Source organism: Delftia sp. S65 (genome assembly GCF_016516495.1).
Lineage (GTDB): Bacteria > Pseudomonadota > Gammaproteobacteria > Burkholderiales > Burkholderiaceae_C > Comamonas > Comamonas acidovorans.
Genome location: NZ_JACVUR010000016.1, coordinates 81,794 through 107,377, shown reverse-complemented (window position 1 = coordinate 107,377; position 25,584 = coordinate 81,794). Strand labels below are relative to the sequence as shown.

Annotated in this window: 20 protein-coding genes and 1 pseudogene; 11 read left to right on the top strand and 10 right to left on the bottom strand. The window is 67.8% G+C overall.

What is annotated here, in order from left to right; genetic code table 11:
• The 3 genes from IAE24_RS15420 to IAE24_RS15410 form a co-directional block, all read right to left on the bottom strand.
• On the bottom strand, window positions 1-1,060 hold a 1,060-nt coding region (locus IAE24_RS15420), incomplete at its 3' end, for a CaiB/BaiF CoA transferase family protein (RefSeq protein ID WP_199961069.1).
• On the bottom strand, window positions 1,060-2,058 hold the full coding sequence (locus IAE24_RS15415; protein WP_199961068.1) for a Bug family tripartite tricarboxylate transporter substrate binding protein: 999 nt from the start codon (window positions 2,056-2,058) through the stop codon (window positions 1,060-1,062). The genes IAE24_RS15420 and IAE24_RS15415, both read right to left, overlap by 1 nt.
• A 14-nt stretch (window positions 2,059-2,072) precedes the next feature.
• Window positions 2,073-3,242, bottom strand: coding sequence for an acyl-CoA dehydrogenase family protein (locus IAE24_RS15410; protein WP_016446587.1), 1,170 nt, complete (start codon window positions 3,240-3,242; stop codon window positions 2,073-2,075).
• Window positions 3,243-3,299: 57 nt separating this feature from the next.
• Between IAE24_RS15410 and IAE24_RS15405 the strand changes: the two genes are divergently transcribed.
• Window positions 3,300-4,166 (top strand): IclR family transcriptional regulator, encoded by an 867-nt coding sequence (locus IAE24_RS15405; protein ID WP_088165955.1) that lies wholly within the window; start codon window positions 3,300-3,302, stop codon window positions 4,164-4,166.
• A 17-nt stretch (window positions 4,167-4,183) separates the two neighbouring features.
• Here the strand turns inward: IAE24_RS15405 and IAE24_RS15400 are convergent, their stop codons facing one another.
• Window positions 4,184-4,723: a hypothetical protein gene (locus IAE24_RS15400; protein WP_199961067.1), complete on the bottom strand. Its 540-nt coding sequence runs from the start codon at window positions 4,721-4,723 to the stop codon at window positions 4,184-4,186.
• A 557-nt stretch (window positions 4,724-5,280) separates the two neighbouring features.
• Here IAE24_RS15400 and IAE24_RS15395 point away from each other — a divergent pair.
• The 4 genes and pseudogenes from IAE24_RS15395 (at window position 5,281) to IAE24_RS15380 (ending at window position 11,195) form a co-directional block, all read left to right on the top strand.
• Window positions 5,281-6,906 carry a pseudouridine synthase gene (locus IAE24_RS15395; protein WP_233630772.1) on the top strand — a complete coding sequence of 542 codons (1,626 nt, stop codon included), beginning with the start codon at window positions 5,281-5,283 and terminating at the stop codon, window positions 6,904-6,906.
• A gap of 195 nt (window positions 6,907-7,101) precedes the next feature.
• Window positions 7,102-7,594: pseudogene (locus IAE24_RS15390) on the top strand (sigma-70 family RNA polymerase sigma factor).
• Window positions 7,594-8,664 carry a FecR domain-containing protein gene (locus IAE24_RS15385; protein ID WP_199961066.1) on the top strand — a complete coding sequence of 357 codons (1,071 nt, stop codon included), beginning with the start codon at window positions 7,594-7,596 and terminating at the stop codon, window positions 8,662-8,664. Before IAE24_RS15390 ends, IAE24_RS15385 begins: the two are co-directional and overlap by 1 nt.
• Window positions 8,665-8,783: 119 nt before the next feature.
• Window positions 8,784-11,195 carry a TonB-dependent siderophore receptor gene (locus IAE24_RS15380; protein WP_199961065.1) on the top strand — a complete coding sequence of 804 codons (2,412 nt, stop codon included), beginning with the start codon at window positions 8,784-8,786 and terminating at the stop codon, window positions 11,193-11,195.
• A 24-nt stretch (window positions 11,196-11,219) separates the two neighbouring features.
• On the opposite strand, the gene IAE24_RS15375 is transcribed toward IAE24_RS15380, so the two are convergent.
• From IAE24_RS15375 to aqpZ, 3 genes are all read right to left on the bottom strand, one after another.
• Window positions 11,220-11,900 carry a Fe2+-dependent dioxygenase gene (locus IAE24_RS15375; RefSeq protein WP_099752258.1) on the bottom strand — a complete coding sequence of 227 codons (681 nt, stop codon included), beginning with the start codon at window positions 11,898-11,900 and terminating at the stop codon, window positions 11,220-11,222.
• Between the two features lie 131 nt (window positions 11,901-12,031).
• Window positions 12,032-14,257: a TonB-dependent receptor gene (locus tag IAE24_RS15370; protein WP_199961064.1), complete on the bottom strand. Its 2,226-nt coding sequence runs from the start codon at window positions 14,255-14,257 to the stop codon at window positions 12,032-12,034.
• Between the two features lie 215 nt (window positions 14,258-14,472).
• Window positions 14,473-15,177 carry an aquaporin Z gene (gene aqpZ, locus IAE24_RS15365; RefSeq protein ID WP_199961063.1) on the bottom strand — a complete coding sequence of 235 codons (705 nt, stop codon included), beginning with the start codon at window positions 15,175-15,177 and terminating at the stop codon, window positions 14,473-14,475.
• A gap of 243 nt (window positions 15,178-15,420) precedes the next feature.
• Between aqpZ and htpG the strand changes: the two genes are divergently transcribed.
• The 4 genes from htpG (at window position 15,421) to IAE24_RS15345 (ending at window position 22,811) form a co-directional block, all read left to right on the top strand.
• Window positions 15,421-17,373: a molecular chaperone HtpG gene (gene htpG / locus IAE24_RS15360; protein WP_199961062.1), complete on the top strand. Its 1,953-nt coding sequence runs from the start codon at window positions 15,421-15,423 to the stop codon at window positions 17,371-17,373.
• Between the two features lie 365 nt (window positions 17,374-17,738).
• On the top strand, window positions 17,739-21,347 hold the full coding sequence (locus tag IAE24_RS15355; RefSeq protein ID WP_199961061.1) for an IPTL-CTERM sorting domain-containing protein: 3,609 nt from the start codon (window positions 17,739-17,741) through the stop codon (window positions 21,345-21,347).
• 149 nt (window positions 21,348-21,496) lie between these two features.
• Window positions 21,497-22,048 carry an exosortase H gene (gene xrtH / locus IAE24_RS15350; RefSeq protein WP_034390117.1) on the top strand — a complete coding sequence of 184 codons (552 nt, stop codon included), beginning with the start codon at window positions 21,497-21,499 and terminating at the stop codon, window positions 22,046-22,048.
• 10 nt (window positions 22,049-22,058) lie between these two features.
• The gene (locus IAE24_RS15345; RefSeq protein ID WP_063328020.1) at window positions 22,059-22,811 is read left to right on the top strand and encodes an exosortase H-associated membrane protein; all 753 of its coding nucleotides are present in this window, start codon (window positions 22,059-22,061) and stop codon (window positions 22,809-22,811) included.
• Window positions 22,812-22,848: 37 nt separating this feature from the next.
• Here IAE24_RS15345 and ureG read toward each other — a convergent pair whose 3' ends face one another.
• Genes ureG through ureE form a run of 3 tightly spaced genes read right to left on the bottom strand, consistent with a single transcriptional unit; the run spans window position 22,849 to window position 24,876 of the window.
• Window positions 22,849-23,490: an urease accessory protein UreG gene (ureG, locus tag IAE24_RS15340; protein ID WP_012203110.1), complete on the bottom strand. Its 642-nt coding sequence runs from the start codon at window positions 23,488-23,490 to the stop codon at window positions 22,849-22,851.
• 20 nt (window positions 23,491-23,510) lie between these two features.
• Entirely contained in the window at window positions 23,511-24,227 is a 717-nt protein-coding gene (locus tag IAE24_RS15335; protein ID WP_199961074.1) for an urease accessory protein UreF, read from the bottom strand.
• The gene (gene ureE, locus IAE24_RS15330; protein WP_199961060.1) at window positions 24,220-24,876 is read right to left on the bottom strand and encodes an urease accessory protein UreE; all 657 of its coding nucleotides are present in this window, start codon (window positions 24,874-24,876) and stop codon (window positions 24,220-24,222) included. Before ureE ends, IAE24_RS15335 begins: the two co-directional genes overlap by 8 nt.
• Window positions 24,877-24,941: 65 nt before the next feature.
• Between ureE and IAE24_RS15325 the strand changes: the two genes are divergently transcribed.
• Together IAE24_RS15325 and IAE24_RS15320 are read left to right on the top strand one after the other, a co-directional pair.
• The gene (locus IAE24_RS15325) at window positions 24,942-25,169 is read left to right on the top strand and encodes an AbrB/MazE/SpoVT family DNA-binding domain-containing protein (RefSeq protein ID WP_016446570.1); all 228 of its coding nucleotides are present in this window, start codon (window positions 24,942-24,944) and stop codon (window positions 25,167-25,169) included.
• Window positions 25,166-25,570, top strand: coding sequence for a type II toxin-antitoxin system death-on-curing family toxin (locus tag IAE24_RS15320; RefSeq protein WP_199961059.1), 405 nt, complete (start codon window positions 25,166-25,168; stop codon window positions 25,568-25,570). Before IAE24_RS15325 ends, IAE24_RS15320 begins: the two co-directional genes overlap by 4 nt.
• The last annotated feature ends 14 nt before the right edge of the window (window positions 25,571-25,584 follow it).

Genomic DNA, 25,584 nt, shown 5'->3' with positions numbered 1-25,584 from the left:
CGGTGAGGGGGCCCAGGTCGGGGTCGGGCAGGGTGATGAAGCTGCCGCGCTCCACGAAATGCGGGTCCTGCAGCGCGTCCTCGGCCGAGCAGACCTTGCTGAACGGAATGTCGTGCGCGGCCAGCGCGGCCGTGGCCTGGGCGCAGTCCAGGGCTGCGCACCATTGCACGATCAGCGCATCCAGCGCCTGCAGGTGGCAGATGCGCGCGGCGTTGTCCGCAAAGCGCGGGTCGGCGGCCAGGTCGGCGCGGTCCATGGCCTGGCACAGGCGCGTGAAGATGGCGTCGCCCGTGGCGACCACGGTGAGCCAGGCGCCGTCGCGCGTGCGGTAGACGTTGGAGGGCGCCGTGTAGCCCGCGCACGATCCCGTGCGGCTGCGTGCCTGTCCGCCCAGCTGGTACTCGGCCGCCAGAGGGTCCAGCAGGCGCAGCATGGCTTCGGTGGCCGACAGGTCGATCTCCACGCCGCGCCGTTCGCCTGGAGGCTGTGCATTGCGCTCGGCCAATGCGGCCGCGATGGAGAAGGCGCCGAACAGGCCGGCCACGGCATCGCCCAGCGGGTAGTTCATGTGCTGGGGCGGGCCGCCCGCCTCGCCCGTGAGGTGGGCGAAGCCGCTCATGGCCTCGAAGATGCGCGCAAAGCCCGGCCGGCGCGCATAGGGACCTGTCTGGCCGAAGCCCGTCAGGCGCAGCACGATGAGGCGCGGGTTGCGGGCATGCAAGGTGGCCAGGTCCAGCCCCCAGCGGTCCAGCGTGCCGGTGCGGAAGTTCTCCACAAGCACGTCGAAATCCTCGATCAGCCGCAGGAACAGCGTGCGGCCCTCGGCCTTGCGCACATCCAGCGAGATGCCCTGCTTGCCCCGGTTGGCGGTTTTCCAGAACACGGCGTGGCCGTCGTGCACGGGGGCCAGGCTGCGCAGCGTGTCGCCGCCGCCGGGCAGCTCCAGCTTGACGACGTCGGCGCCCAGGTCGCCGCACAGCGTGGCCGAGAAGGGGGCGGCCAGCACCGTGGCCATGTCGAGGATGCGCACACCCTCCAGCGGATAGCCTTGGCGCTGCATCAGTTGCCTTTCAGGTCCACGTTCTTCAGCACGGGCTCCCAGGCGCGGCGGTCTTCGGCCACGCGCTTGTGGAAGTCCGCCGTCTGCGTGGGCAGCGGCGTGGCACCCAGGCGCGCCAGCTTGTCGCGTGTCTCGGGCAAGGCCATGGCCTTGGCCAGCGCCTGGTTGAGCGTGGCCACGATCTGCTGCGGCGTGCCCTTGGGCGCGGCCAGGCCCACCCACAGGCCGGTGTCCAGCCCGGCCACGCCCAGCTCGGCAAAGGTGGGAATGTCGGGCGCGGCGGGCGAGCGGCTCTTGCCGGTCTGCGCCAGGATGCGGATCTGCCCGCCCTGTATGTAGGGCAGGGTGCCGCCCAGGTTGTTGCACATCACCGGGATGTGGCCGGCCATGAGGTCGTTGACGGCCGGGGCATTGCCCTTGTAGGGCAGGTGCTGCATCTTGGTGCCGAGCCGGTGGTTGACCATCTCGCAGACCAGGTGCGAGGGCGTGGCCGTGCCGGCCGAGCCGAAGGACAGCGTGCCGGGCCTGGCCTTGTCGGCCGCCACCAGTTCGGCCAGCGTGCGGTAGGGGGTCTTGGCGTTGACGGCGATGACGTTGGGCAGGTCGGCCACCAGGCCGATGTACTCGTAGTCGGTCAGCGGGTTCCACTTGAGGTTGGCGTGCACATGGGGCAGGAAGACATTGCTCAGGCCCGCCATGAGCAGGGTGTAGCCATCGGGCGCGGCGCGGGCCACGAGTTCCGAGCCGACCAGGCTGCCCGCGCCCGGCTTGTTCTCCACCACCACCGGCTGGCCCAGGGCCTGGCCCAGTTCCACCGACAGCGCGCGGGCCACGAGGTCGGTGCTGCCGCCTGCGGGAAAGGGAACGATCACGCGCACGGGCCGATCGGGAAAAGTCGCCTGGGCCGCCTGTGCCGCCTGGGCCGCCTGCGCGCAGGCACACAGCCCGGCCAGCAGGCCCAGGGTGGCCAGGTGCTTCGAGGTGAGGGGGTGTGTCATGGGGGCCTCCGGTGTCAGGCGCTCTCGCGCAGCATGAGCTTGGCGATGTTGAGCTGGTGGATCTGGCTGGTGCCTTCGTAGAGGCGGAACAGGCGCACGTCGCGGAAGTAGCGCTCGATGGGACTGAAGTCGGCCACATAGCCTGCGCCGCCGAACATCTGCACGGCGCGGTCGGCCACGCGGCCGCACATCTCGGAGGCGAAGTACTTGCACATGGAGGCGGACAGCGCCACGTCCTCGCCCCGGTCGCGGGCGCGGGCGGCCTCCAGGATCATGGATTGCGCCGCGAAGATCTCGGTGCGGCTGTCGGCCAGCATGGCCTGCACCAGCTGGAAGTTCGCCACCGGCTGGCCGAACTGCTCGCGCTGGCGCACATGGGCCAGCGCCAGGTCCAGCATGCGGATCGCCGGCCCCGTGCACAGCGCGGCCAGGTGCAGGCGCTGCTTGTTGAGCACCTTCATCACGGTCTTGAAGCCCTGGCCCTCGCGCCCGCCGATGATCTGGTCGGCCGGCACGCGGCAGTCCTGGAAATGCACGTCCGACACGGGCGAGCCCGCCTGGCCCATCTTGCGATAGGGCTGGCCCGTCACCAGGCCCGGCGAGCGCTCCACGAAGAAGGCCGTCAGCCCCTCGCTGCCCGTGCTGCCTTCGCCGGTGCGGGCGATGACGGTGAAGACATCGGCCAGCGGCGCATTGGTGATGAAGCGCTTGCTGCCGTTGAGCACATAGTGGTCGCCCTCGCGGCGCGCCGTGGTCTGGATGTTGCTCGCCTCCGAGCCCGCGTCCGGCTCGGTCAGCGCCAGGCAACCCGTGAGCTCGCCGCGCGCCATGCGCGGCAGCCAGCGCTGCTTTTGCGCCTCGGTGCCGTCGGCCACCAGGGCTTCCGAGCCAATGCCGGTGTTGGTGCCCACGCGGGCCCGCAGCGCCACCGAGGCCTGGGACAGCTCGAAGGCGCAGCGCACCAACTCCTCGGTGCTCAGGCCCAGGCCGCCATGGGCCTGGGGAATGCTCCAGCCGAAATAGCCCTTGTCGCGCAGCTCCTGGACCACGGCGGGCGGAATGCTGTCGTCGCGCTCGATCTGCTCCTCCAGCGGATGCCAGCGGTGGCGCACGAAATGGCGGATGTCTGCAATCAACGCCTGCAGGCGGGCGTCGGCGGGATGGGGGGTGGGGGCTTGGCTCATGGGCCGCACTGTAGGAAGCGCGGGCACCAGGGCTGCAATGCAGTTTCAAATATTGAAATGCAGTTGCGGCTTTGCGGCCGTGGTCCGCACAATCGCCACGTGCCCCACACCCCCATTGCCCACCAACCCAGGGATTCGCAGGATGTCTGCCGCATCCGCGAGCAGGACCCGTATTTCGCGGGCACGCTGGCCAAGGGGCTGATGATTCTCCAGTGCTTCGTCAGCGACCCGCGCCCGCATGCCAACAGCGAGCTGGCCCGCCGCCTGGGCCTGCCGCGCCCCACCGTGTCCAGGCTGTGCCGCAGCCTGCAGACCATGGGCTACCTGGACCATGACGAGCGGCTGGACCGCTACTTCGTCGGCCCGGCCGCCGTCGCCCTGGGCTACCCCTATGTGATCAATACGCCCTTGCTCGGCCCGCTGCGCCTGCCCATGCAGGCGCTGGCCGATCGTGTGAAGGGGGCGGTGTCGGTGGGCGTGGTCATGGACCTGGATGTGGTCTACCTGGATACCTGCGCCTGGGAGGGCGGCACGCTCAAGCGACCCGGCGTGGGCGCCGTGCGCGGCGTGCTGGAAACGGCCATGGGCCGGGCAGGGCTGGCCCAGCTCGATGCCGGGGAACTGCAGCGCTTCCTGGACCGCGTGCGCAGCCAGCGGCCCGAGGAATATGCGCGCTGCAGGGACAACGCCAGCGAAAGCCTGGCGCACTATGCCGCCCGGGGCTTCGCGGTCAACATGGGCGACTCCGGCCTGGGCGTGTGCGCCGTGGGTGCGGCCTCGCGCATCCGCTACGGGTCGCGCCGGCTGCTGTTCAACTGCGCCGTGCCGGGCCTGCGCATGCCGGCCCGCACGCTGATCCGGGATGTGGGCCCCCAGTTGGCGCAGTTGGTGGCCCTGTGCGACCGGCTGCCCGTGGACCGCTGATCTGCGGGCCTGGCGCTTCAGAAGGCGGCCAGCACGATGCCGATGGCCAGCAGCACGCCGAAGGAGATCCAGCCGTTCTTCTGGTCCAGGCCGCCGATCTGGCGCAGCGCCTCTTCGCGCGCAGCGCCCACCAGGCCCCTCTGGTTGATCTGCTGTATGCGCGTGACCAGCCATTGCAGGTAGGTGCGCTTGACCGTGAACGAGATGGCCACCGCGATGCCGAGCACGCGCCCGGCGCCGCCCGTGCCGGGCATCAGCAGATTGATGATCAACAGGGTGATGAAGGCCACCACGGCATAGGCGTAGACGCGGCGCGCAATGGCCCAGGAAACGCCCATGAAGGGAATGGCGGTCCAGCAGGGACTCATGGATGCGAAAAAGCCCTTTTTCCCGCTGACCATGCGCTCCCACAGTGGCCGGTATTTTTCAGCATTCGGGCCGATGGCGGTCTCCATATCGGACCACTCGATTCCAGTCAAGTCCGGCTTGGTGATAAGCAGCGCCTTGAATTGTTCTTTCAATGGAGTGGGATTCGATAGGTTGGGTGTATCGCTCATGGTTTTCCTTGTTGAATGAGGCGGGAGTCCGGGCGGGATGGTCTGGATACCGCAGCAGGCGCTGCGCGAAGGGCTGTTGTCTCGAAAAAGCCCCCCGTTTCTGGACGGGCGCCATTCTATGGGGAGATGTATGGGCAATGGCAAGCCCAATGGGTTGATTTGCAATCGCCAATGAATGGAATCGCCCAAATAAAATACAGTTTTTTACATATCGCATGCCGTGCATTGGAAGATCCCAATCGGCCGGATTGAAGATGTTTTGCCGATGTGATTCGCTTCTTGTCGATTTTTCATTGAGGATTCATCCGGTTGTGCATATCGCGCCGGATACAGCGATCGGGATGGGTCGGCCGCCAGGCGCATTGCATGGGGCATGAATGTGTGGTGCGGAACATGGCGAGCCCGCCGGGGCGCAGGGCCGGGCGGCGGGGCTGGCAAGGGGCGCCTGGCGGCCTGCCCGCAGGCCGCCCGATAGTCGCCCGATAGCCGAGCGCAATGCCCGTATTGGCCGCAGGGCGCAGCCGCTGCGGGCCTTGCCGCGCGACAATGGCGGTCTAATGTCATCCCCTACTTCTTCCAAACCGTCCCGGCCCGGCGCCGACGAGGCGGCAGCGCCCTCCGCGCGCCCTGTGCTGCGCCGCCCCGAAAAGCCACAGGCCGAGCCGGCTGGCGATGCCCGCCGCCCTTCGGGTGGCGCGGGCAAATCTGCGGGCGCACGCGGCGGCCCGCGCAGTGACCGCAACGACCGCAATGAACGTGGCGGCGACCGTGGTGGCCGCAATGATCGCTACGAGCGCTCCGACCGCCGTGATGCCCCCCCTCGCGGCGATGCCCGCGGTGCGGCACCCCGAGGCGATGCCCCCCGCGGTGCAGCACCCCGCGACGACGCCCGTGACCAGCGCCCGCGCAGCAGCGGTTTCGGCCGTGCCGAGGACCTGGACCGTTCCCAGCCGCGTGGCGACTGGCGCGAACAGGGCGGCGGCGAAAACCGTGCCCCGCGCGAGCAGCGCGACATGCGCGATGCCCGTGATACGCGCGACGCCCGCCCCCCGCGCCCGCCCCGCCCGGACGATCGCCGCGACCGGCCCTATGGCCAGCGCGATGAGCGTCCGCGTGATGGTCAACGCGATGGCCAACGTGACGCCCAGCGCGACGGTCCCCGTGACGGCCCGCGTGAAGGTGGTTTCCGCGACCGTCCCCGCGACGACGCCCGCGGCCCCCGCCGTGACGATGCGCGCGGACCGCGCCGCGACGACGCCCGTGGTCCCCGCCGTGATGACGCCCGTGGCCCGCGCCGCGACGAGGCGCCCCAGGCCGAGCCCGCCTACCGTCCGCTCAGCGGCATCCGCACCTACCGTCCCGCCGACGGTGGCGCCAGCCGCGAAATCCCCGTCAAGCGTGCTCCCGAGCCGCTGCAGGAGCAGGTTCCCGGTGGCGTGCGCATCAACAAGCGCCTGGCCGACATGGGCCTGTGCTCGCGCCGCGAAGCCGACGAGTGGGTGGACAAGGGTTGGGTCCGCGTCAATGGCGAACTCGCCGTGATGGGTCAGAACGTGGTGGCGGCCGACCGCATCACCGTCGAGCGCGAGGCGCGCGAGCGCCAGGACCAGCAGGTCACCATCCTGATCCACAAGCCCATGGGCTATGTCAGCGGCCAGGCCGAGGACGGCCACGAGCCCGCCGTGGTCCTGGTCACGCCCCAGAACCACTGGAACCAGGACACCAGCCGCACGCGCTTCAACTTCGCGCAGCTCAAGGGCCTGGCGCCCTGCGGCCGGCTGGACATCGACTCCGTGGGCCTGCTGGTCATGACCCAGGACGGCCGCGTGGCGCGCCAGATCATTGGCGAAGACTCGGAGATGGACAAGGAGTACCTGGTGCGCGTGACCTACGGTGACCGCGACATCGACGTGCAATCCGTGTTCCCGGCCGAACAGCTGGCACGCCTGTGCCATGGCCTGTCGCTGGACGGCGAGGCACTCAAGCCCGCCAAGGTGGACTGGCAGAACCCCGAGCAGCTGCGCTTTGTGCTGACCGAAGGCAAGAAGCGCCAGATCCGCCGCATGTGCGAACTGGTGGGCCTGCGCGTGGTGGGCCTCAAGCGCATCCGCATCGGCCGCGTGACGCTGGGCAACCTGCCTGTGGGCCAGTGGCGCTACCTGGGTGCACACGAGAATTTTTAGCACCCCCTGAGCGGCTGCGCCGCTTCCCCCTCTCTCGCTTCGCGGGAGGGGGACGGCACCCTCGGTGCGGGACGGCCCTTCCTCGGTGCCCCTGATTTGGGCAGCGACGGTTTTGAGCTCGTGTTTAGAATGCGAACCATTCTCAAACGAGCTTCAGCGCTGCGGCACGCCAGTCCGGGGCGCGTCCGTCTTTTCATGCGCGCACCGGCCGATCCCGTACACACCCTCTATGTCGAACACCACGGCTGGCTGCAAGGCTGGCTGCGCCGCAAGCTGGGCAATGTGTTCGAGGCTTCCGATATCGCGCACGACACTTTCGTCAACGTGATCACCTCGGGCATGGCCGGCCGCATCGAGCAGCCGCGCCCCTTTCTGGCCACCGTGGCCCGCCATCTGGTCATCCGCCAGCACCGGCGCCGGCTGCTGGAGCGCGCCTATCTCGACACCCTGGCCCTGTTGCCCGCTGAACTTGCCCCTTCAAGAGCGGCTGATCGCCCTCGAATCGCTGCAGGCCGTGGACCAGGCGCTGGACGCGCTGGCGCCCAAGGTGCGCGAGGCCTTCCTGCTGGCCCACCTCGAAGGCCTGAGCTATGCGGACATCGCCACGCGCCTGGGCGTGTCCATGACCAGCGTCAAGCGCTACCTGGCCCAGGGCTATGAGCGCTGCTTCGTGCTGGCGCTGTCCTGATGGCGCCGGTGCCTCCTTCCGATCCTCGGCGCCTGTCCAGCGCCGCGCCGCTACCCGGCAGCAGTATCCAGGCGCCCCAGGCGCTGGGCCGGCCCTTGCCGGCCGGCGTGGCGCGGGCGGCGGCCGGCTGGTTTGCGCTGCTGCAATCGGGCCAGGCCTCGGCCGCCGACAGGGCGCGCTGGCAGCGCTGGCTCGATGAAGACGCCGACCATGGCCGCGCCTGGGCCCATCTGCAGGCCGTCACGGGCGCGCTGACGGGGCTCAACGCCGGTGGCGCGGGCTATCGCGGCCTGTCCGCCGCTCCCCGGGCTGCGCGGCGGCGCCTGCTGGGCCTGTTTGCGGGCCTGGGCACGGCGGCCGGCGCGGGCTGGCTGGCCAGCCGCACGCCGCAGTGGCAGCAGATGGCGGCCGACTACGCCTCGGGCACGCAGCGCCGCCGCTGGACCCTGCCCGACGGCACGGACATGCTGCTGGGCCCCGGCAGCGCCGTGGCCTTGCAGTTCGACGGCAGCGAACGCCGGCTGCGCCTGATGGCTGGCGAGGCGCTGTTCACCACCGGCCATCCCGCAGGAACGTTGGGCGATCTGCCCTTTGTGGTGGAGACCGCCCACGGCCGCGTGCGCGCCCTTGGCACGCGCTTCATGGTGCGCAGCAACCATGCAGGTGCGCGCGTGGCGGTGTTCGAGCGCGCCGTGGAACTGCGCCCGGCCGGTACAGGCGCATCCGCACGGCGTCTGCAGGCGGGCGAGGCCATGGACTTCACGCGCACGGGCTGGAGCACGGTGCAGCCGGCCGGCCCTGCGGACGACGCCTGGAGCCGGGGCCAATTGTGGGTGGACAACCAGCGCCTGGACGACTTCCTGGCCGAGCTCAACCGCTACCGCTCCGGCTGGCTGCACGCCGATCCGGCCGTGGCCGGGCTGCGGTTCTCGGGCGTGTTCCCGCTGGACGAAGGCGGCATCGATGGCACGGACGCCGTGCTGGCCATGCTGCCCGGAGCGCTGCCCGTGCAGCTGCGCTGGCGCACGCGCTGGTGGGTGGTGGTGGAGCCTGCGCAGGCGCGCGGCTGAGGCTTTTTTCTTCCTTTTCGCTTTTTTTGCGCCGGGGGTGACCCGATTTCCCGCGCCGCGCTTCCTTGCTTCCGAGAGCTTTGATTTTCGACATCGGAACACAGGGAGAACCCAGGACCATGCAACCCCTTTTCATGCCCCGCCCCGCGCTGGCGCTGGCCATCGCGCTCATGCCCGCCGCCGTGCTGGCCCAGGCCCAGCGCAGCTATGACGTCGCTGCCGGCCCGCTGGATGCCGCCTTGCGCAGCACGGCCGCCCAGGCCGGCGTGGCCCTGATCTTCACGGCCGATCAGACGGCCGGACAGCGCAGCGCGGGCCTGCGCGGCAGCTACACGGTGGAGGGCGCCTTCGAGGCCCTGCTGGCCGGCACCGCCTGGCAGGCCGTGCGCCAGGCCAGCGGCGCCTATGCGCTGCGGCGGGTGGAGCAGGTGGTGCCCGCTGCCGCTGCAGGCGCCACGCTGGCCACGGTCAACGTGACGGCGGCTGCCGAGCGCAGCGCGGTCTCCGAAGGCACGGGCTCCTACGCCACGCGCCAGTCCAGCACGGCCACACGGCTGGGCCTGTCGCAGCGCGAGACGCCGCAGTCCGTCAGCGTGGTCACGCGCCAGCTCATGGACGACCAGGGCCTGACCAGCCTGCCGGAGGTGCTGGAGAAGACGCCCGGCATTACCGTGGGCCGCAACGACAGCGAGCGCACCACCTTCTACTCGCGCGGCTATGCCATCGAGAATTTCCAGTTCGACGGCGTGCCCAACACCATGGACTCGGCCAACCAGTACACCACCTCGCTGGCCGACAGCGCCATCTATGACCGCGTGGAGGTGGTCAAGGGCGCCACAGGCCTGCTCACGGGCGCGGGCTATCCGTCGGCCGTGGTCAATCTGGTGCGCAAGCGGCCCACCAAGACCTTCCAGGCATCGGCCGAGGCGGCCATCGGCAGCCATGACCGGTTGCGCGGCGTGGGCGACATCTCCGCGCCGCTGACCGAGGACGGCCGCGTGCGCGCCCGCGTGGTGGCGGTGGCGCAGAACGCCAAGTCCCATGTGGACGACTACAGCCGCAACGTGCGCAGCCTGTACGGCATCATCGAGGCCGACCTGGGTCCCAGCACGGTGGCCAGCCTGGGCATTGACCACATGCAGACGCGCGCCAACGGGGCCAGCTTCGGCCACATCCCGCTGTTCTTCAAGGATGGCAGCCGCACGCATTTCCCGACCTCGCTGAACCCGGCCGCGCGCTGGTCGTACTGGGACAACGACAGCACCAACCTGTTTGCCGAACTCAAGCACAGCTTCGGCAATGGCTGGAAGGCGGACCTGTCGGCCAGCCGGCTGCGCCAGTCGCGCGACGTGGAGGTCGGCGTGGCCGCCCACGGCATGGTGGACCCGGTCAGCGGCCTGGGCATCAACATGCTGTCCAACAAGATTCCCACCGATGCCACCACGCAGGCCGTGAATGCGGCGCTGTCCGGGCCGTTGCAGCTGTTCGGGCGCGAGCACGAGCTGTCGTTCGGCGCCAGCTGGTCGCGCCAGCGCCGGCATGCGCCCGGCTACACCAACGCCTACGGCCCCGTGGGCAACTACTTCGAGTGGGACGGCCAGGTGCCCCGGCCCGATTTCCAGCTGCGTGACCACCGCATGACGCGTATCGTGGAAAAGGGCGTCTTCGGCGCTGCGCGCCTGCGGCCCACGGACGACCTGTCCGTGATCCTGGGTGCGCGCGTGAGCTGGTACGACATGCTGGACGACACCACGGGCCTGGACGGCAGCTACGGCGTGAACAACGCGCTGCGCGTGGCGCACAAGACCGTGCCCTATGCAGGCGTGGTCTATGACCTGAACCGCCAGCTGTCGCTGTACGCCAGCCAGACCGATATCTTCAATCCGCAGACCTACTACAAGGACGCAGCCGGCAGCCCGCTGCCGCCGCTCACCGGCCGCAGCCGCGAAGTGGGCGTGAAGGGCGAGTTCCTGGACGGCCGGCTCAACGCCTCGCTGGCGCTGTTCCACATCCAGCAGCGCAATGCCGCGCAGTACGTCAGCGCCAATCCGGAAACCGGGGAAGAGGTCTATGCGGCCATCGACGGCGTGACCAGCAAAGGCGTGGAGATGGAGGTGTCGGGCAGCATCACGCCGGCCTGGAACATCTACGGCGGCTACACCTACCGTACCTCGCGCGCGCCGGCCCAGCCCGATGTGATCCTCAGCGCCGTCAACACCAACCAGCCGCGCCACCTGTTCAAGCTCAGCACCAGCTACCGTCTCAACCCGCAGTGGACCGTGGGCGGGTCGCTGGCCTGGCAGAGCCTGACCTACTACCAGCAATCCTCCGCCCCCTATGCACGCGCCGACCAGCGCGCCTATGCGCTGGTCGGCCTGATGGCGCGCTACGACGTGGACCGCCAGTGGTCGGTGACGCTGAACGTCAACAACCTGTTCGACAAGACCTATATGCCGGGCCTGGGCTCCTATGGCACGGGCGTGTATGGCGATCCGCGCAATGTGCTGCTGACTGCGCGGTACAGGTTCTGATGCGGCTCCCGGACCGCTTTGTCGTCAGGCCTGCGACCACATCCGCAACAGGTTGTGGTACGTGCCGGACAGCGCGGAAAGCGCGGGCTCGCCCGGGTGGCGCACCGTCAGTTGCTGGATCTGCTGGTCCAGGTCGAACAGGATGCGGCGCTTCTCGTCCGAGGCCACGAGGCTGTGCGTCCAGAAGAAGCTGGCGTAGCGCGTGCCGCGCGTGACGGGGTTGACGCGGTGCAGGCTGGTGCCGGGGTAGACGATGGCGTCGCCTGCGGCCAGCTTCACGCTCTGGTGGCCGAAGGTGTCCTCCACGATCAGCTCGCCGCCTTCGTACTCGTCGGGCTCGCTGAAGAACACGGTGGTGGAGACATCGCTGCGCACCTTGATGGCCGTGCCGGGGATGGTGAAGATGGCGTTGTCTATATGGTTGCCGTAGGTGCCGCCGCCTTCGTAGCGGTTGAAGCGCGGCGGCAGCACCTTCAGCGGCAGGGTGGCCGACATGAACAGCGCGCTGGCCCCCAGCTTGTCGAGGATGAGGTTGCCTATCGCCTGGCCGGCCTGGCTGTCCAGCGGCAGCTGCAGGTTGGCCTTGACCTGGGCTGCCAGAGGGCCGGCCGTGGCGCGGCCGTCCTGCCACGGGGCCTGCTCCAGCGCCTGGCGGCATTGGCGCACTTCGTCGGGGCTGAGCAGGGCGGGTATGCGGAGCATCATGGCAGGCGGTCCTCAGGGGGAATCAGCGAGTGTCCCGCAAAAAAGCCCCGCAGGCGGCGATGGCCTGCGGGGCTTTGCGGTGATCTGCGCAGCGTCAAGCCGCTGCGCGGTCGCCCGGGGCGATCAGCAGATCAGTACGTCCACTTGAGCGAGGCCACGGCCGAGCGGCCTGCGGCCATGGTCGCGTAGTGGGGCGAGCGGATGCCGCTGTAGTAGACCTTGTCGCCCAGGTTGTACAGGTTCAGCTGCACGGTCAGGTTGCGGTCGATCTGGTAGGCCACCATGGCGTCGTAGCGCGCATAGCCGCTGGCACCCTTGGTGACGATGCCGCCATCCACCGTGGACAGGATGTAGCTCTGGTTCACGCTGCTCTGGGCGTAGATGCCCAGGCCCACGGTCAGCTTTGCCATGGGCTTGTAGCTGGTCCACAGGCTGAAGCTGTGCTTGGGCGTGTTGGGGAAGGGCTGGCCATTGGCCACGCTGCCCGCGCCGGCGTTCTTCTGCTCGCTGTCCATGTAGGTGTAGCCGCCGAAGACGCTCAGGCCCGGCAGCACGCTGCCCGTGAAGCCCAGTTCCACGCCGTTGACCACCTTGTTGCCGCCCATGTAGGTGACACCGTTTTCGGTGATGCGCGCATTGGTCACGTCGTTGCGGAACAGCGCGGCGGTCAGCGCCAGGCGCTTTTCCATCAGGTCCCACTTGGTGCCCAGTTCGAGCGAGCGGGTCTTCTCGGGAGCGAGGTTGGCCAGCTGGTCGGTGGAGATGCCCAGGTCCTCGTTGCCGTTGCCCAGCATGGAGCCGCCGGGGCGCGAGGAGGTGCCGATGCTGGCGTAGATGCTGCCGTTGGTGGCCGGCTTGTAGACCAGGCCCAGCTGGTAGTTGAACAATGTGTCCGAACGGCTCAGGTGATAGGCCGGCGTGGTGCGGCCGGCGGGACCGGAGGAGCTGATCTTGTAGTGGTCCATGCGTAGGCCGGCATTGAGCAACCACTGGTCGTTGAACTTCAGCGTGTCGAAGCCGTACAGCGCCACGGTGTCGATCTGGTTGTGGCTGGGGTCGCCCAGCGTCACGGGCAGGTTCCACAGCGGGCTGCTGTCGGGGTTGTTCAGCGAGGCGCACCACAGGCTGGCGGCCGTGCAGGTGGTGTTGGTGGTCTGCAGCGCGGCGATGCGGGACTCGGCCTTTTCCTTGGACAGTTCCAGGCCGAACGAGTAGCTGTGGCCCACGCTGCCGGTCTGGGCCTTGCCCGTGAATTCCGAGAGGTTCTGCAGCGTCTTGATGTCGGCCACGCGGGCATTGCCGCGGCGGAACACATAGCCATTGACGACATTGCCCTTGCTGTCGTCGGGCTGGGTCCACAGGTAGTCCTGTTCGGTCTTGCTGTAGCGCAGGCTGTTGCGGAACTTCTGGGTGTCGGTGAACTTGTGCTCCACGGTGGCCGTGAACAGGTCGCTCTTTTCCTTTTCGTAGTCGCGGCTGGTCAGGCCGTACCAGTTGTCGCGGTTGTTGCCGTAGGTGGGACGCACCACGCTGCCGCCGCGCAGGCCGGCCGCAGCCGTGCTGCTGTACAGGTAGGGCACGCCGCCATCGGGAATGTTGTCGGTCTGCAGGTGCTGCCAGGACAGCGAGACCTCGGTGGGCGTGCCCATGCCGAAGGTCACCGTGGGGGCAATGCCCCAGCGCTTGTTCTCGGGGCCGCTGCGGCCGGGAACGTCGGCGTCGTGCACCATGGCGTTCAGGCGCAGGCCCACGCCTTCGCCCAGCACGCGGTTGGCGTCGATGGTGGCGCGCCGGTAGCTGTCCGTGCCCAGGCCCACGTCGCCGCTGATGAAGTTCTCGTTCCTGGCCTTCTTGGTCACCAGGTTGATGGAGCCGCCAGCGCCGCCACGGCCTGCATAGGCCGAATCGGCGCCCTTGATGACTTCCACCGCTTCCAGGTTGAACACCTCGCGCGTGCCGGCCGCAATGTCGCGCATGCCGTCCACGAAGGTGCTGGCCTGGGCGTCCATGCCGCGGATGAAGGGCTGGTCACCCGAGGGGTTGCCGCCTTCGCCGTTGCCGAAGGTGATGCCGGGCGTGGACCGCAGGGCTTCCTGCAGGCTTGTCGCGCCGGTCTGCTTGATGATTTCCTCGTTGATGACCTGCACCGTCTTGGGCGTGTCCACCAGCGGGGCCGTGAACTTGGCCGAGGAGGCGTTGTCGGTCTTCACGGGCGCTTCAGTCGAAGACGTCACGTTCACGGTGCCCAGCGTGGTGCTGGCCTGCGCGAAGGCCGGGGTGCCCGCGAGGCACAGGGCAGCGGCAAGGGCCAGCTGGGTGAGGTTCGCGGGGGGGAGGATTTGTTGGATTTTGCTCATGTTCACTCCGATGAAAGCCCGCGGATTGTTATTGCGAATCACTAGTGTTCGGTTTCTGCTTCGTAAAGTTGGCTGGTTTGTGCCGGGTGAAAGTCCTTCGCGTTGCCGCCATGCAACAAACGAAAACCGTGTTTCACCAAAGATTCAATGAAAAAAGCGGCTGTCGCCAGCCGCTTGAGTCTTCTGCGGGGCGCCTGCAGCGCCCGTCCCTGGCCTTATTCGTTGGCCTGGTTGGCCAGCAGGGCCTTGTAGATCACGGCGCCGATCAGCGCACCCACGATGGGGGCCACCCAGAACAGCCACAGTTGCGAGATGGCGATCTCGGGACCGAACAGGGCCGGGCCCGTGCTGCGCGCGGGATTGACCGAGGTGTTGGTCACGGGAATCGAGATCAGGTGGATCAGCGTCAGGCACAGGCCGATGGCCAGCCCGCCAAAGCCGGCTGCCGCGCGCTTGGCCGTGGCGCCCAGGATGACCAGGATGAAGAAGGCCGTCATCACCACCTCGGTGACCAGGGCTGCCGTCATGCCGTAGCCGCCCGGCGAATGCGCGCCGTAGCCGTTGGTGGCAAAGCCGCCGATGTCGGCACCGGCCTTGCCCGTGGCGATCACATAGAGGATGGCCGCGCCCGTGATGGCGCCCAGCACCTGCGAGACGATGTAGCCCGGCAGTTCGCTCCAGGCAAAGCGCCCGCCCATGGCCAGGCCCACGGAGACGGCCGGGTTGAAGTGCCCGCCCGAGATGGGCCCGAAGGCATAGGCGCCCGTGAGCACCGTCAGGCCGAAGGCCAGCGAGACGCCGACCAGGCCGATGCCCACCTGCGGGAAGGCGGCGGCCAGCACGGCCGCACCGCAGCCGCCCAGGGTCAGCCACAGGGTTCCGAGGAATTCTGCGGACCATTTTTGAACAGAGCTGTGCATGGAAAATCTCCTGAAGCAGGCCCGCCATTGCGCCCGGGCCCTGCGCGCACCGTCCGCCGCACAGCGGAAAGTGGCGCAGTTATAGCCCTGCGCCAGCCCCGCCGTGAGGGCGAAAAAGTGAACAATCGTCCAGAGCCTGCGCCGCCACAGGGGCGGCGGGGTCTTGATAATGCGCTCGCCGGCCCGAGATGAGGGCTGATTTTTTCCCTGTTGTGAACCCATAGGACATAGGACACTGTCTGCATGAGCAAGCAAACCCATTCTTTTCAGGCCGAAGTTGCACAACTGCTGCACCTGGTCACGCATTCGCTGTACTCCAACCCCGAGATCTTCCTGCGCGAGCTGGTCTCCAACGCCTCCGACGCCTGCGACAAGCTGCGCTTCGAGGCGCTGAACGATGCCTCCCTCTATGAGGACCAGCCCAACCTGGAAGTGCGCGTGTCCTTCGACGCCGCTACCAAGACGCTGACCATTGCCGACACCGGCATCGGCATGAGCGAGCAGGAAGCCATCGACAACCTGGGCACCATCGCCAAGAGCGGCACCAAGGCCTTCATGGACAAGCTGTCGGGCGACCAGAAGTCGGACTCGCAGCTGATCGGCCAGTTCGGCGTGGGCTTTTACTCGGGCTACATCGTGGCCGACAAGATCACCGTGGAAACACGCCGCGCGGGCCTGCCGGCCTCCGAAGGCGTGCGCTGGACCAGCGGCGGCACGGGCGAGTTCGAGGTCGAGCAGATCGAGCGCCCCCAGCGCGGCACCAGCATCACGCTGCACCTGCGCCCCGAGGCCGAGGAGTTCCTCAACGCCTGGAAGATCAAGCAGGTCATCGGCAAGTACTCCGACCACATCAGCCTGCCCATCCTCATGGAAAAAGAGGAGTGGAAGGACGGCGAGAACGACCAGCCCGGCACCATGGAGAAGACGGGCGAGTGGGAGACCATCAACAAGGCCAGCGCGCTGTGGACACGTCCCAAGAAGGACATCACGGCCGAGCAGTACCAGGACTTCTACAAGGCCATCAGCCACGACTTCGAGAACCCGCTGACCTGGAGCCACAACCGCGTCGAGGGCAACACCGAGTACACGCAGCTGCTGTTCATCCCGGCCAAGGCGCCGTTCGACCTCTACAACCGCGACAAGAAGGCCGGCGTCAAGCTCTACGTCAAGCGCGTCTTCATCATGGATGACGCCGAGGCGCTGATGCCCGGCTACCTGCGCTTCGTCAAGGGCGTGATCGACTCGGCCGACCTGCCGCTGAACGTCAGCCGCGAGCTGCTGCAGGAAAGCCGCGATGTGCGCCTGATCCGCGACGGCTCGACCAAGCGCGTGCTGTCCATGCTGGAAGACCTGGCCAAGCACGATCGCCACGATGCGGCCGCTGACGCGGCTGCCGACGGCGTCACCGACGTGGTCAGCGAAGAGGACAAGGCCAAGGAAGGCAAGTACAGCCAGTTCTACGCCGAGTTCGGCCCCGTGCTCAAGGAAGGCCTGGGCGAGGACTTTGCCAACAAGGAACGCATCGCCAAGCTGCTGCGCTTTTCCTCCACCAACCAGGACGAGGCCATCGTCTCGCTGGCCGACTATAAGGCCCGCATGAAGGAAGGCCAGGACGCGATCTACTACATCACGGCCGACTCCCTGACCGCAGCGCGCAACAGCCCGCAGCTCGAAGTCTTCCGCAAGAAGGGCATCGAAGTGCTGCTGATGGCCGACCGCGTGGACGAATGGGCCATGGGCTACCTGACCGAATTCGACGGCACGCCGCTGCAGTCCGTGGCCAAGGGCGCCGTGGACCTGGGCAAGCTGCAGGACGAAGAGGAAAAGAAGGCCGCCGAGGAAGCGGCCGAGACCTTCAAGCCCCTGCTGGCCAAGCTCAAGGAAGCGCTCAAGGACAAGGCCGAGGACGTGCGCGTGACCACGCGCCTGGTGGACTCGCCCGCCTGCCTGGTGGTGCAGGACGGCGGCATGAGCCTGCAGCTGGCGCGCCTGCTCAAGCAGGCCGGCCAGCAGGCGCCGGACGCCCGCCCCGTGCTGGAGGTCAACCCCGAGCATCCGCTGGTCAAGAAGCTGGACGGATCGGTGCATTTCCATGACCTGGCCAACATCCTTTTCGACCAGGCCGTGCTGGCCGAAGGCGGCATGCCCGAGGACCCGGCCGCCTACGTCAGGCGCGTGAACGCGCTGCTGGCGTGAGTTCCTCACAAGGATTGCCCCGCCGCATTCCCTAGGCCTTAGTGCCTGCTCACTGCCGCGCCAGCGCGCGGCAGATCAGCATTGCAAGCCGGTGCCAGCCAAGCTGCCACCGGCTTTTTCACGTCTGCGTTCCGTGAGGAAAACCGACCGGAAAAGGTCGACTCACGAAAAACTCACAAATACCTCTAAATACTCACTTTTGTTAAAAATTCCAGATCATATTTACTTTTGGTAATAAAGAACCATCATGCCTCCTTTTGGTGCGTCCGGTAGTCGGCTTTCTGACAGAGCTGTTCCAGCCGGGCACCTCGTGCGTCCGTGCCTGCGGCATTCGGCGCTGTCAACGAAGCAAAAGAGAGGTTTGTATGGCTTTCACGAGAAAGGGCTGGCTGGCGCGTGCGCTGCTGTCCGGCGGCTTGCTGGCAACAGCGGCTGCCGTGGCGGCGCCGGCCGACACCGACATCCTGGTCAACCAGGACGGTCTCTATGACGGACAGGACGCATCGGCAGGCCCTGCCGGCGGCACCTTCACCTATGTGGCCAAGGTCAGGCACAACAACATCGGTCCCGACGCCGTAGGCGTCACCCTGACCGAGGTGCTGCCCGTGGGCGCCGTGTTCCAGGGCTACAGCAGCAGCCCGGGCGGCATCACCTGCACGGCACCGGCTGCCGGCACGGTGCTCACCGCAGGCAATAACACGCTGGTCTGCAACATCGGCAACCTGGCGCCCGCCGATGGCTTCAAGTCCGTGGGCTTCGAGGTCATCCTGCCGACCGTCGGCACCAACTGGCGCGCCGTGGCCAGCGCGCGCATGGCATCGCCCGACTACGACAACGACCAGAACAACACGCAGCTCGATCGCAACTTCACCACCACCGAGGCCGCCGATCTGGCCATCGCGATGGCGGCTCCCGCCAGCGTCGCCAACGGCGGCGCCTTCCAGTACACCATCGACGTGCAGAACAAGGGCCCGTCCGAGGTGCCCGCCGGTGGCCGTACCGTGGTGCGTTTCCCCGTGCCCAACGGCGCCGTGGTCACGGGCGTGCCCTCAGGCAGCGGCTGGAGCTGCACGCCGGCCTCGGGCTATCCGCTGATCTCGGGCGAGCTCAGCTGCACGCGCAGCGGCCCTGTGCTGCCGGGTGCCGTGCTGCCTTCCATCTCCGTGCCGGCCATCGCCAACATGAGCGGCACCATTGCCGGCGCTGCCAGCGTCAAGGGCTACAAGGACGCCAGCACCGAGATGCCTGACGGCCAGTCCGGCAACAACACCGCCAGCGCCGCCGTGGTCTCCAGCGGCAGCGAGTTCGTGGATGTCTCGCTGCGCAAGCAGGTGGCGCCCACGGTGCTGGATGCGCTGCAGGCGACCGAGGTCACCTACACGCTGCAGCCGCGCCGCGAAGGCGGCTCCCTCGTGCCGCGCGACCTTACCGTCACCGACACGCTGCCGGCCGGCGTGACCTTCACGGGCTTCGACGGCAGCACGGCGCCCTGGAACTGCGGCCACAACAGCGGCACCATCACCTGCACCCATGCGGGCGAGTACCCGGTGGCTGGCTACGCCAACATGCAGGCCATCCGCTTCAAGGCCAGCGTGGCTGCGGGTGGAACGCCGGGTGCGCAACTGGTCAATCAGGGCGTGATCGGGGTTCCACCCGAACTCAACGAGCCCAACAAGACCAACAACACCGATAGCGCGGCGGTGAGCTTCAGCAACGATGCGCGGCTGAGGCTCGTCAAGGCCGGCCCCAGCCGCCCGGTGCTGGCGGGTGAGGAGTTCCAGTACACGATCACGGTGACCAACAACGGTCCCATGCCTGTGCTGCCGAATCAGCTGATCACCGTATCCGACACCCCTGCGGACAACCGAATGACCGTCATCGGCATGTCCGGTGCGGGCACCGGCGCGGGTGACTGGACCTGCGCCGCCCAGAGCTGCACCTCGACCGCGGGCCTGGACGTGGGCGCCAGCCGCCGGATCACGGTCAGGGCCAAGGTCACGCTGGCTTCGGGCCATCTGGACTTCACCAACAACGCCTCCGCTGGCGTGATCGGCCGGGACAATGCATCGGCCACCACCTCCGCGACCGTCACCGTGTCTGCCGACAAGGTGGATGTGGGCATCGTCAAGAGCGTGGTCAGCCCCGTGCCGCCGGCCTCCATCAAGAGCGGTGAAGAGGTCACCTACCAGCTGGTGGTGAAGAACCACTCGGCCAGCACCACGGTGACGAATGTCCGCGTGCGCGACGCGCTGCAGTCCCTGGTCAAGCAAATTGACGGCGTGCGCATCGTGGGCGGCAACCCGGTGGACGAGGCCGGCAATCCCGTGCCGTACACCTACCCGGGCGGCGGCTTTGTCTCCAGCCGCATCGTCTCCGGCGCAAACGCCAGTTGCGGCACGCCCACGGGTGGCGTCAACAGCGAGACGCGCGATCTGACCTGCGACATCTCCTCCATGGCCCCGGAGGCCGAGGTGGTGATCGAGGTCAAGATCCGCCCCAAGCGCGCCACCACCGGCAACTATGCCAACGCGGCCTCGGCCCAGTCCCTGGACATCCATGACGCCGATCCCGGCAACGATTCCTCTACGGCCAGCATCACCGTGCAGGCCATCGCGGAAATCGCGGCGCAAAAGCAGGTCTCGCCCAAGGTGGCCGCTGCGGGCGAGCCGCTGACCTATACGGTCACGGTGCCCAACTACGGCCCCTCGTCGGCCGCCAATGTCACGCTCAAGGACGTGCTGCCTGCAGACGCCATCTTCATCGGCTCGCCCACGGTCACCGGCGGCGGCACCTGTACTCCGGCTGCCTCCGATGGCGTGCAGGGCGGAACGCTGGAATGCGCCTGGACCAATCCGCTGGCTGCAGGCGAGCAGTACACCGTGAGCTACAAGATGCGCTCGCGCGGCGATCTGGCGGCCGATACGGAGATCTCCAACACCGTGGCGGTGGACACCACCACCGAGGAGCTGACCAAGGCCAACAACCAGGCCGAGGCCAAGGCCCGGCTCAAGCGCGCCGAGCTGGATGTGAACATCAGCATGCGCCACACGGCGGACGGCCTGGTGCTGGGTGAGGACACCGAATACACCATCACGGTGACCAACTCCGGCCCCTCCTACGCCACCCAGGTGGTCGTGACCGACAAGTTCCCCGCATCGGGCTCCACGGCCACCTTCAGCTACCAGAACGGCCTGGCGCTGGCCGGCATTCCCGGCGCCTCCGCATCCTGGTGCGGCGTGCAGCCGGCGCTGAACGCGACCAGCGGGCCGCTGCAGTGCACCATCCCGGCGCTGGCGCCGGGCCAGAGCATGACCATCAAGTTCAAGATGCGCGCACAGACCCTGCCCGACAAGGCATCGGGCGGCACCATCTACCACGAGGCCTCGGTCAAGCCCTTCGAGACGGAATGGCTGAGCAATGGCGGCGATGTGATCGTCAACAACACCACCACCGACCGGACCTCCACCAGCCGCCAGGGCAATGCCGTGGACCTGGGGATCGGCAAGCAGGGCCCCGCCGGCCCGCTGGACGATGGCGACACGGCCAGCTACACGCTGACCGTCACCAACTACGGCCGCGATCCGCAGTCGCCCGCGGGCGGCTCGGTGACCGACGTGTTGCCCGCAGGGCTGGAGTTCGTCTCGGCCTCGGCAGGCTGCAGCTACGCCAGCGGCACGCGCACCGTGACCTGCAGCGTGCCGCAACTGGCCCAGGGCGGCACGGCGGTCTTCACGCTGGAGACAAAGCTGGACAAGCCCTACAAGGGCGCCCGCCCGCTGGTCAACTCGGCCACGGTCTCGGTGCCCGGCGACGGCAATCCCGACAACGACAAGAGCACGACCACCACGCCGCTCAAGCCGGGGCCGGGCGGCACGGCCAGCATTCCCACGCTGTCGCAGTGGGGCCTGATGCTGATGTCGTCCCTGCTGGCACTGATGGCGCTGGGGGCCATGCGCAGGCGCGAGCGTCGGTGATGCGCGCGTGACGGCAAAGGCCGGTGGCGTGATTCACGCACCGGCCTTTGTCGTCTTTGAGCGGTCCGAAGATAATGCGAGCCTATAGAGGGACACTGTTTCGCAACTGCCAGGTCGCAAGCCCGGCAACCAACACTCCAAGACCTGCCATGCTGCGCTTCTTTCTGATCTTTCTGGCCATCCAGCTGACGATGTTCGGGCTGAACCTGCTCAGTTGGGTGCAGCAGCACATCGTGCTGCCCTGGACGGCCTTCCTGGCGCACATCTGCGCCTCGCTGGTGACCTGGTTCGACAGCACGGCCTCGGCCACGGGCAAGGTGCTGTGGAACACGGCCACGGGCTTCGGCGTCTCCATCGAGGCCGGCTGCAATGGCCTGGAGGCCTACATCGTGCTGTTTGCCGCCGTGATGGCCTTCCCCTCGTCATGGCGCCAGAAGCTGGTGGGCCTGCTGGCCGGCTTCGTGGCCGTGCAGGCCATCAATGTGCTGCGCGTCATCAGCCTGTTCTACCTGGGCCAGTGGAGCACCACGGCCTTCAACTTCGCGCACGAGTACCTCTGGCAGGCGCTGATCATGCTGGACGTGCTGGTGTTCTGGCTGCTGTGGGTGCGCTGGAGCGGCCGCAAGGCGCCGTCGCAGGATGACGGCGGCCAGCCGCCGCTGCCGCCCGCCGCTGCAGCTTCTGCCGCCGTGGCCGCCTGAGGAGCAGGCCATGATCGGACGCAATCCCATCTCGCGCTTCGCGGCCCTGGCCATGGGCGGCATCGTGGTGCTGACCCTGGCCTGGACGCTGGCGGCCGGCTGGCTGGCCGTGCCGGTGTCCGGCATGAGCAAGTGGGTGCTGGAGAACGCCGCCAACGGCTGGGTGCAGCGCGTGGACCTGGAGACGCCCCGCAGCCTGGTCGTCAATTCCTCGGTCCAGGTCTCCAACGAGCAGACCGGATGGCGCCGCGCCGAGGCCATCGTCGAGGTCGATCCCGCCCGCTACGGCTACGGCCTGCCGGTGCTGGTGGCCATGCTGTTGGCGGCCTGGGGTCCGGGCCGGTGGTGGCGCATCCTGGTGGGGTATGTGGCGCTGCTGCCGCTGCAGACCTTCAGTGTGGTAACGCAGGTGTTGATGCAGTTGTGCTTGGCCGCCAAGCTGGACCTCAATGTGCTGGGTCTCCAGGGATGGCAGCTCAATGCCATTGTCTACGGCTACCAGATGGGGGGCCTGATGGTGCCCACGCTGGCGCCTGTTCTGCTGTGGCTGGTGCTGGACATGGGCTTTGTGCGCCGCGTGCTGCTGCCGGCCTGGAACCGCAGCCGTGCTGCCGCCGCACCGCAGCCCGTGGTGGCGCCCAAGCCCTCGGCATGGCGCCAGACCGATGGCGCGGCCACCTCCACCGGCAACCCGCTGGTGTCCTCCAGCAGCGCAGCCACCCTGCCACGGGCCAAGGCCAAGACCACGGGGCCGACGCAGTAGGCCTGCACTTCCCGGCTGGCGGGCAGGCGCTGTTTTCTCAGCCCTGCGCGGGCATGGGCGGCAGCAGGCCGCGCTCGGTGATGAAGTCGATCACCTCGCGCAGGCCCTTGCCGCTTTTCACGCTGCCCATCACATAGGGCTTGTGGGCGCGCATGCGCTGCGTGTCGGCTTCCATGATGGACAGGTTGGCGCCCACGTAGGGCGCCAGGTCGGTCTTGTTGACCACCAGCAGATCGCTCTTGGTGATGCCGGGGCCGCCCTTGCGCGGAATCTTCTCGCCGCCGGCCACGTCGATCACGTAGATGGTCAGGTCCGACAGCTCGGGGCTGAAGGTGGCGGCCAGGTTGTCGCCCCCGCTTTCGATGAAGACGATGTCCGCCTCGGGGAACTGGCGCAGCATGCGGTCCACGGCCTCGAGGTTGATGGAGGCGTCCTCGCGGATGGCCGTGTGCGGGCAGCCGCCGGTCTCCACGCCCATGATGCGCTCGGGCGGCAGGGCCTCGGCCACCGTCAGCAGGCGCTGGTCTTCCTTGGTGTAGATGTCGTTGGTGATGACCACCAGGTCGTAGTGGGCGCGCATGGCCTTGCACAGCATCTCCAGCAGCGTGGTCTTGCCGGAGCCGACAGGGCCGCCGATGCCGACGCGCAGCGGGGGGAGTTTCTTGGTGCGGGTGTTCATGGTGGACTTGGGGTAAGTGATCAGGACCGGAAGAGCCGGGAGTACTGGTGTTCGTGCCGCGCCTGCAGCACGCTCCATTGGGGCAGCATGGTGTCCAGCCGGGGCGGCGCCTCGCTGGCGCGGCGGCGTGCCTCGCCCACGGCCTGCTCCAGCAGCGGATGCAGGGCCAGCAGCAGGCTCTGGCCCGCCACCTGGCCCAGCGGCACGGCCTTGATGGCGGCGGCCACCTGGTTCTCCAGCCAGGCAAAGCCATAGGCCAGCAGGGCATGGTCCTCGTCGGCATCCACGGCGGCGCAGGCACAGGCAAAGGCCGTGGGATAGGCCAGGCCCGGTCCCTCCACAAGGGCGCCCAGTTGTGCGATGCGGGGCGCAAAGGCCTCGCCGCCCCAGGGCACGGAGCGCAGCAGGCTGTGCAGCGACCAGCCCATCTGCAGCGTCTCGGCACGGGCCTCGCGGCTGTCGCGGCTGGCAATGAACCACTGGTTCCATTCGCGCACCACCCCCTCGTCGCCTGCGCTCCAGGCCCGGCGCAGCAGCAGCCACAGCGGCGCCTCGCAGCGTGCAAAGCCGTGGGCCAGCGCATCGGCAATCCAGGTGCGCGCCGTGCCGGCATCCGTGACCAGGCCGTGCTCGATGGCGGCCTCCAGCCCCTGCGAATAGCTGAAGCCGCCCACGGGCAGCTGGGGCGATGCCAGGTGCAGTAGGGCGCACAGCCCCTGTATCGACAGGTCAGCCATGCGGATGGTCGTGGCCGTGCCCGTGTCCGCAGCAGCCTTTGTGATCATGGTCATGGCTGTGGTCGTGGCCATGTTCATGCCCGTGGGAATGATCGTGTGAATGGTCGTGTGAATGGCCGTGTTCGTGCCCATGGTCATGCAGCGCATACACGCTCTGCGCCAGTGCCTGGTCCTCGGCAAAGCTGGCGTCATGGCCGTGGCGGTGGCCGCCGCCATAGGCACCGGCCTCGGGCTCGAAGGGCGCATCCACCAGGGCCACCTGCGCGCCCAGGCGCAGCAGCATGTCGTGGAGCACGGGGTCGTTTTCCAGGTGCAGGTGCGTGGGCGTGACCTCCACCGGGATATGCCGGTTGCCCAGATGGTAGGCCGCACGCAGCAGGCCCAGCGGCGTGGCCGCCGTCACGCGCAACACCGCCTGGGGCGCCGCGCGCACGGCGACCAGGCTGCCGTCCTCGGCCACCAGCACATCGCCGCCGCGCAGCACGCTGCCGCGCGCCAGCACCACGGCCAGCTCGCGCCCCGTGGAGTCTGTTGCCGCAAAACGGCTCTTCTGGCGCATGTCCCAGTCCAGTTCCAGCGTGGCGGCGCGCCTGACCAGCACGGCGGCAAGGCCGCCGCCCTGGGGCATGTGCTTGTTGACGGTGAGCATGGATTGTTTTGTATTAACGTTCGTTATAACATTGCAAGGTCAATGACTTTGCTGGAGATTCCACCATGACCACTCTCAAACTCACCCAGGTCGGCAATTCCGTGGGCTTGATCCTGCCCAAGGAGATTCTGGCGAAGCTGAACCTGGGCAAAGGCGACACGGTGTATCTGACCGAGGTTGCCGACGGCGGCATCAAGCTTTCTCCGTATGACGAGGACTTCGGGCAGCAGATGGATGCAGCGCGCCTGATCATGAAAAAGCGGCGTGGTGTTTTGCGTGAGCTGGCGAAATGACCGGGAACATGCAGGTTTGGGTCTGGCTCAGCGAGGCCGTCATGCTGGCTGTTCACGAAGAGCAACTGACCGAGCATGGTGGCCCGGTGGGCGTGCGTGATGCCGGGTTGCTGGCATCCGCCCTGGCCAGGCCGCGCCATCTGGCCGCTTATGGGGCGCCTGATGCGGCCGAGCTGGCGGCCAGCTATGGCTTTGGCATCGCGCGCAACCATCCCTTTGTGGATGGCAACAAACGCACAGCCTTTGTGGCGACCGAGCTGTTTCTCCATCTCAATGGCTGGGAATTGACGGCTGGTGACGAGTCCTGTGTGCTGACCATGGTGGCCTTGGCCGCAGGCGAACTGGACGAGGCCGGGTTCGCCCTCTGGATACGTGAGCACGGTGCGCCCTTGCCCCGCTGACCCCATTGCTCCGC

Coding starts and splice junctions, on each gene's coding strand:
- IAE24_RS15415 (WP_199961068.1), bottom strand. CDS start 2,058: ATGACACACCCCCTCACCTCGAAGCACCTGGCCACCCTGGGCCTGCTG.
- IAE24_RS15410 (WP_016446587.1), bottom strand. CDS start 3,242: ATGAGCCAAGCCCCCACCCCCCATCCCGCCGACGCCCGCCTGCAGGCG.
- IAE24_RS15405 (WP_088165955.1), top strand. CDS start 3,300: ATGCAGTTGCGGCTTTGCGGCCGTGGTCCGCACAATCGCCACGTGCCC.
- IAE24_RS15400 (WP_199961067.1), bottom strand. CDS start 4,723: ATGAGCGATACACCCAACCTATCGAATCCCACTCCATTGAAAGAACAA.
- IAE24_RS15395 (WP_233630772.1), top strand. CDS start 5,281: ATGTCATCCCCTACTTCTTCCAAACCGTCCCGGCCCGGCGCCGACGAG.
- IAE24_RS15385 (WP_199961066.1), top strand. CDS start 7,594: ATGGCGCCGGTGCCTCCTTCCGATCCTCGGCGCCTGTCCAGCGCCGCG.
- IAE24_RS15380 (WP_199961065.1), top strand. CDS start 8,784: ATGCAACCCCTTTTCATGCCCCGCCCCGCGCTGGCGCTGGCCATCGCG.
- IAE24_RS15375 (WP_099752258.1), bottom strand. CDS start 11,900: ATGATGCTCCGCATACCCGCCCTGCTCAGCCCCGACGAAGTGCGCCAA.
- IAE24_RS15370 (WP_199961064.1), bottom strand. CDS start 14,257: ATGAGCAAAATCCAACAAATCCTCCCCCCCGCGAACCTCACCCAGCTG.
- aqpZ (WP_199961063.1), bottom strand. CDS start 15,177: ATGCACAGCTCTGTTCAAAAATGGTCCGCAGAATTCCTCGGAACCCTG.
- htpG (WP_199961062.1), top strand. CDS start 15,421: ATGAGCAAGCAAACCCATTCTTTTCAGGCCGAAGTTGCACAACTGCTG.
- IAE24_RS15355 (WP_199961061.1), top strand. CDS start 17,739: ATGGCTTTCACGAGAAAGGGCTGGCTGGCGCGTGCGCTGCTGTCCGGC.
- xrtH (WP_034390117.1), top strand. CDS start 21,497: ATGCTGCGCTTCTTTCTGATCTTTCTGGCCATCCAGCTGACGATGTTC.
- IAE24_RS15345 (WP_063328020.1), top strand. CDS start 22,059: ATGATCGGACGCAATCCCATCTCGCGCTTCGCGGCCCTGGCCATGGGC.
- ureG (WP_012203110.1), bottom strand. CDS start 23,490: ATGAACACCCGCACCAAGAAACTCCCCCCGCTGCGCGTCGGCATCGGC.
- IAE24_RS15335 (WP_199961074.1), bottom strand. CDS start 24,227: ATGGCTGACCTGTCGATACAGGGGCTGTGCGCCCTACTGCACCTGGCA.
- ureE (WP_199961060.1), bottom strand. CDS start 24,876: ATGCTCACCGTCAACAAGCACATGCCCCAGGGCGGCGGCCTTGCCGCC.
- IAE24_RS15325 (WP_016446570.1), top strand. CDS start 24,942: ATGACCACTCTCAAACTCACCCAGGTCGGCAATTCCGTGGGCTTGATC.
- IAE24_RS15320 (WP_199961059.1), top strand. CDS start 25,166: ATGACCGGGAACATGCAGGTTTGGGTCTGGCTCAGCGAGGCCGTCATG.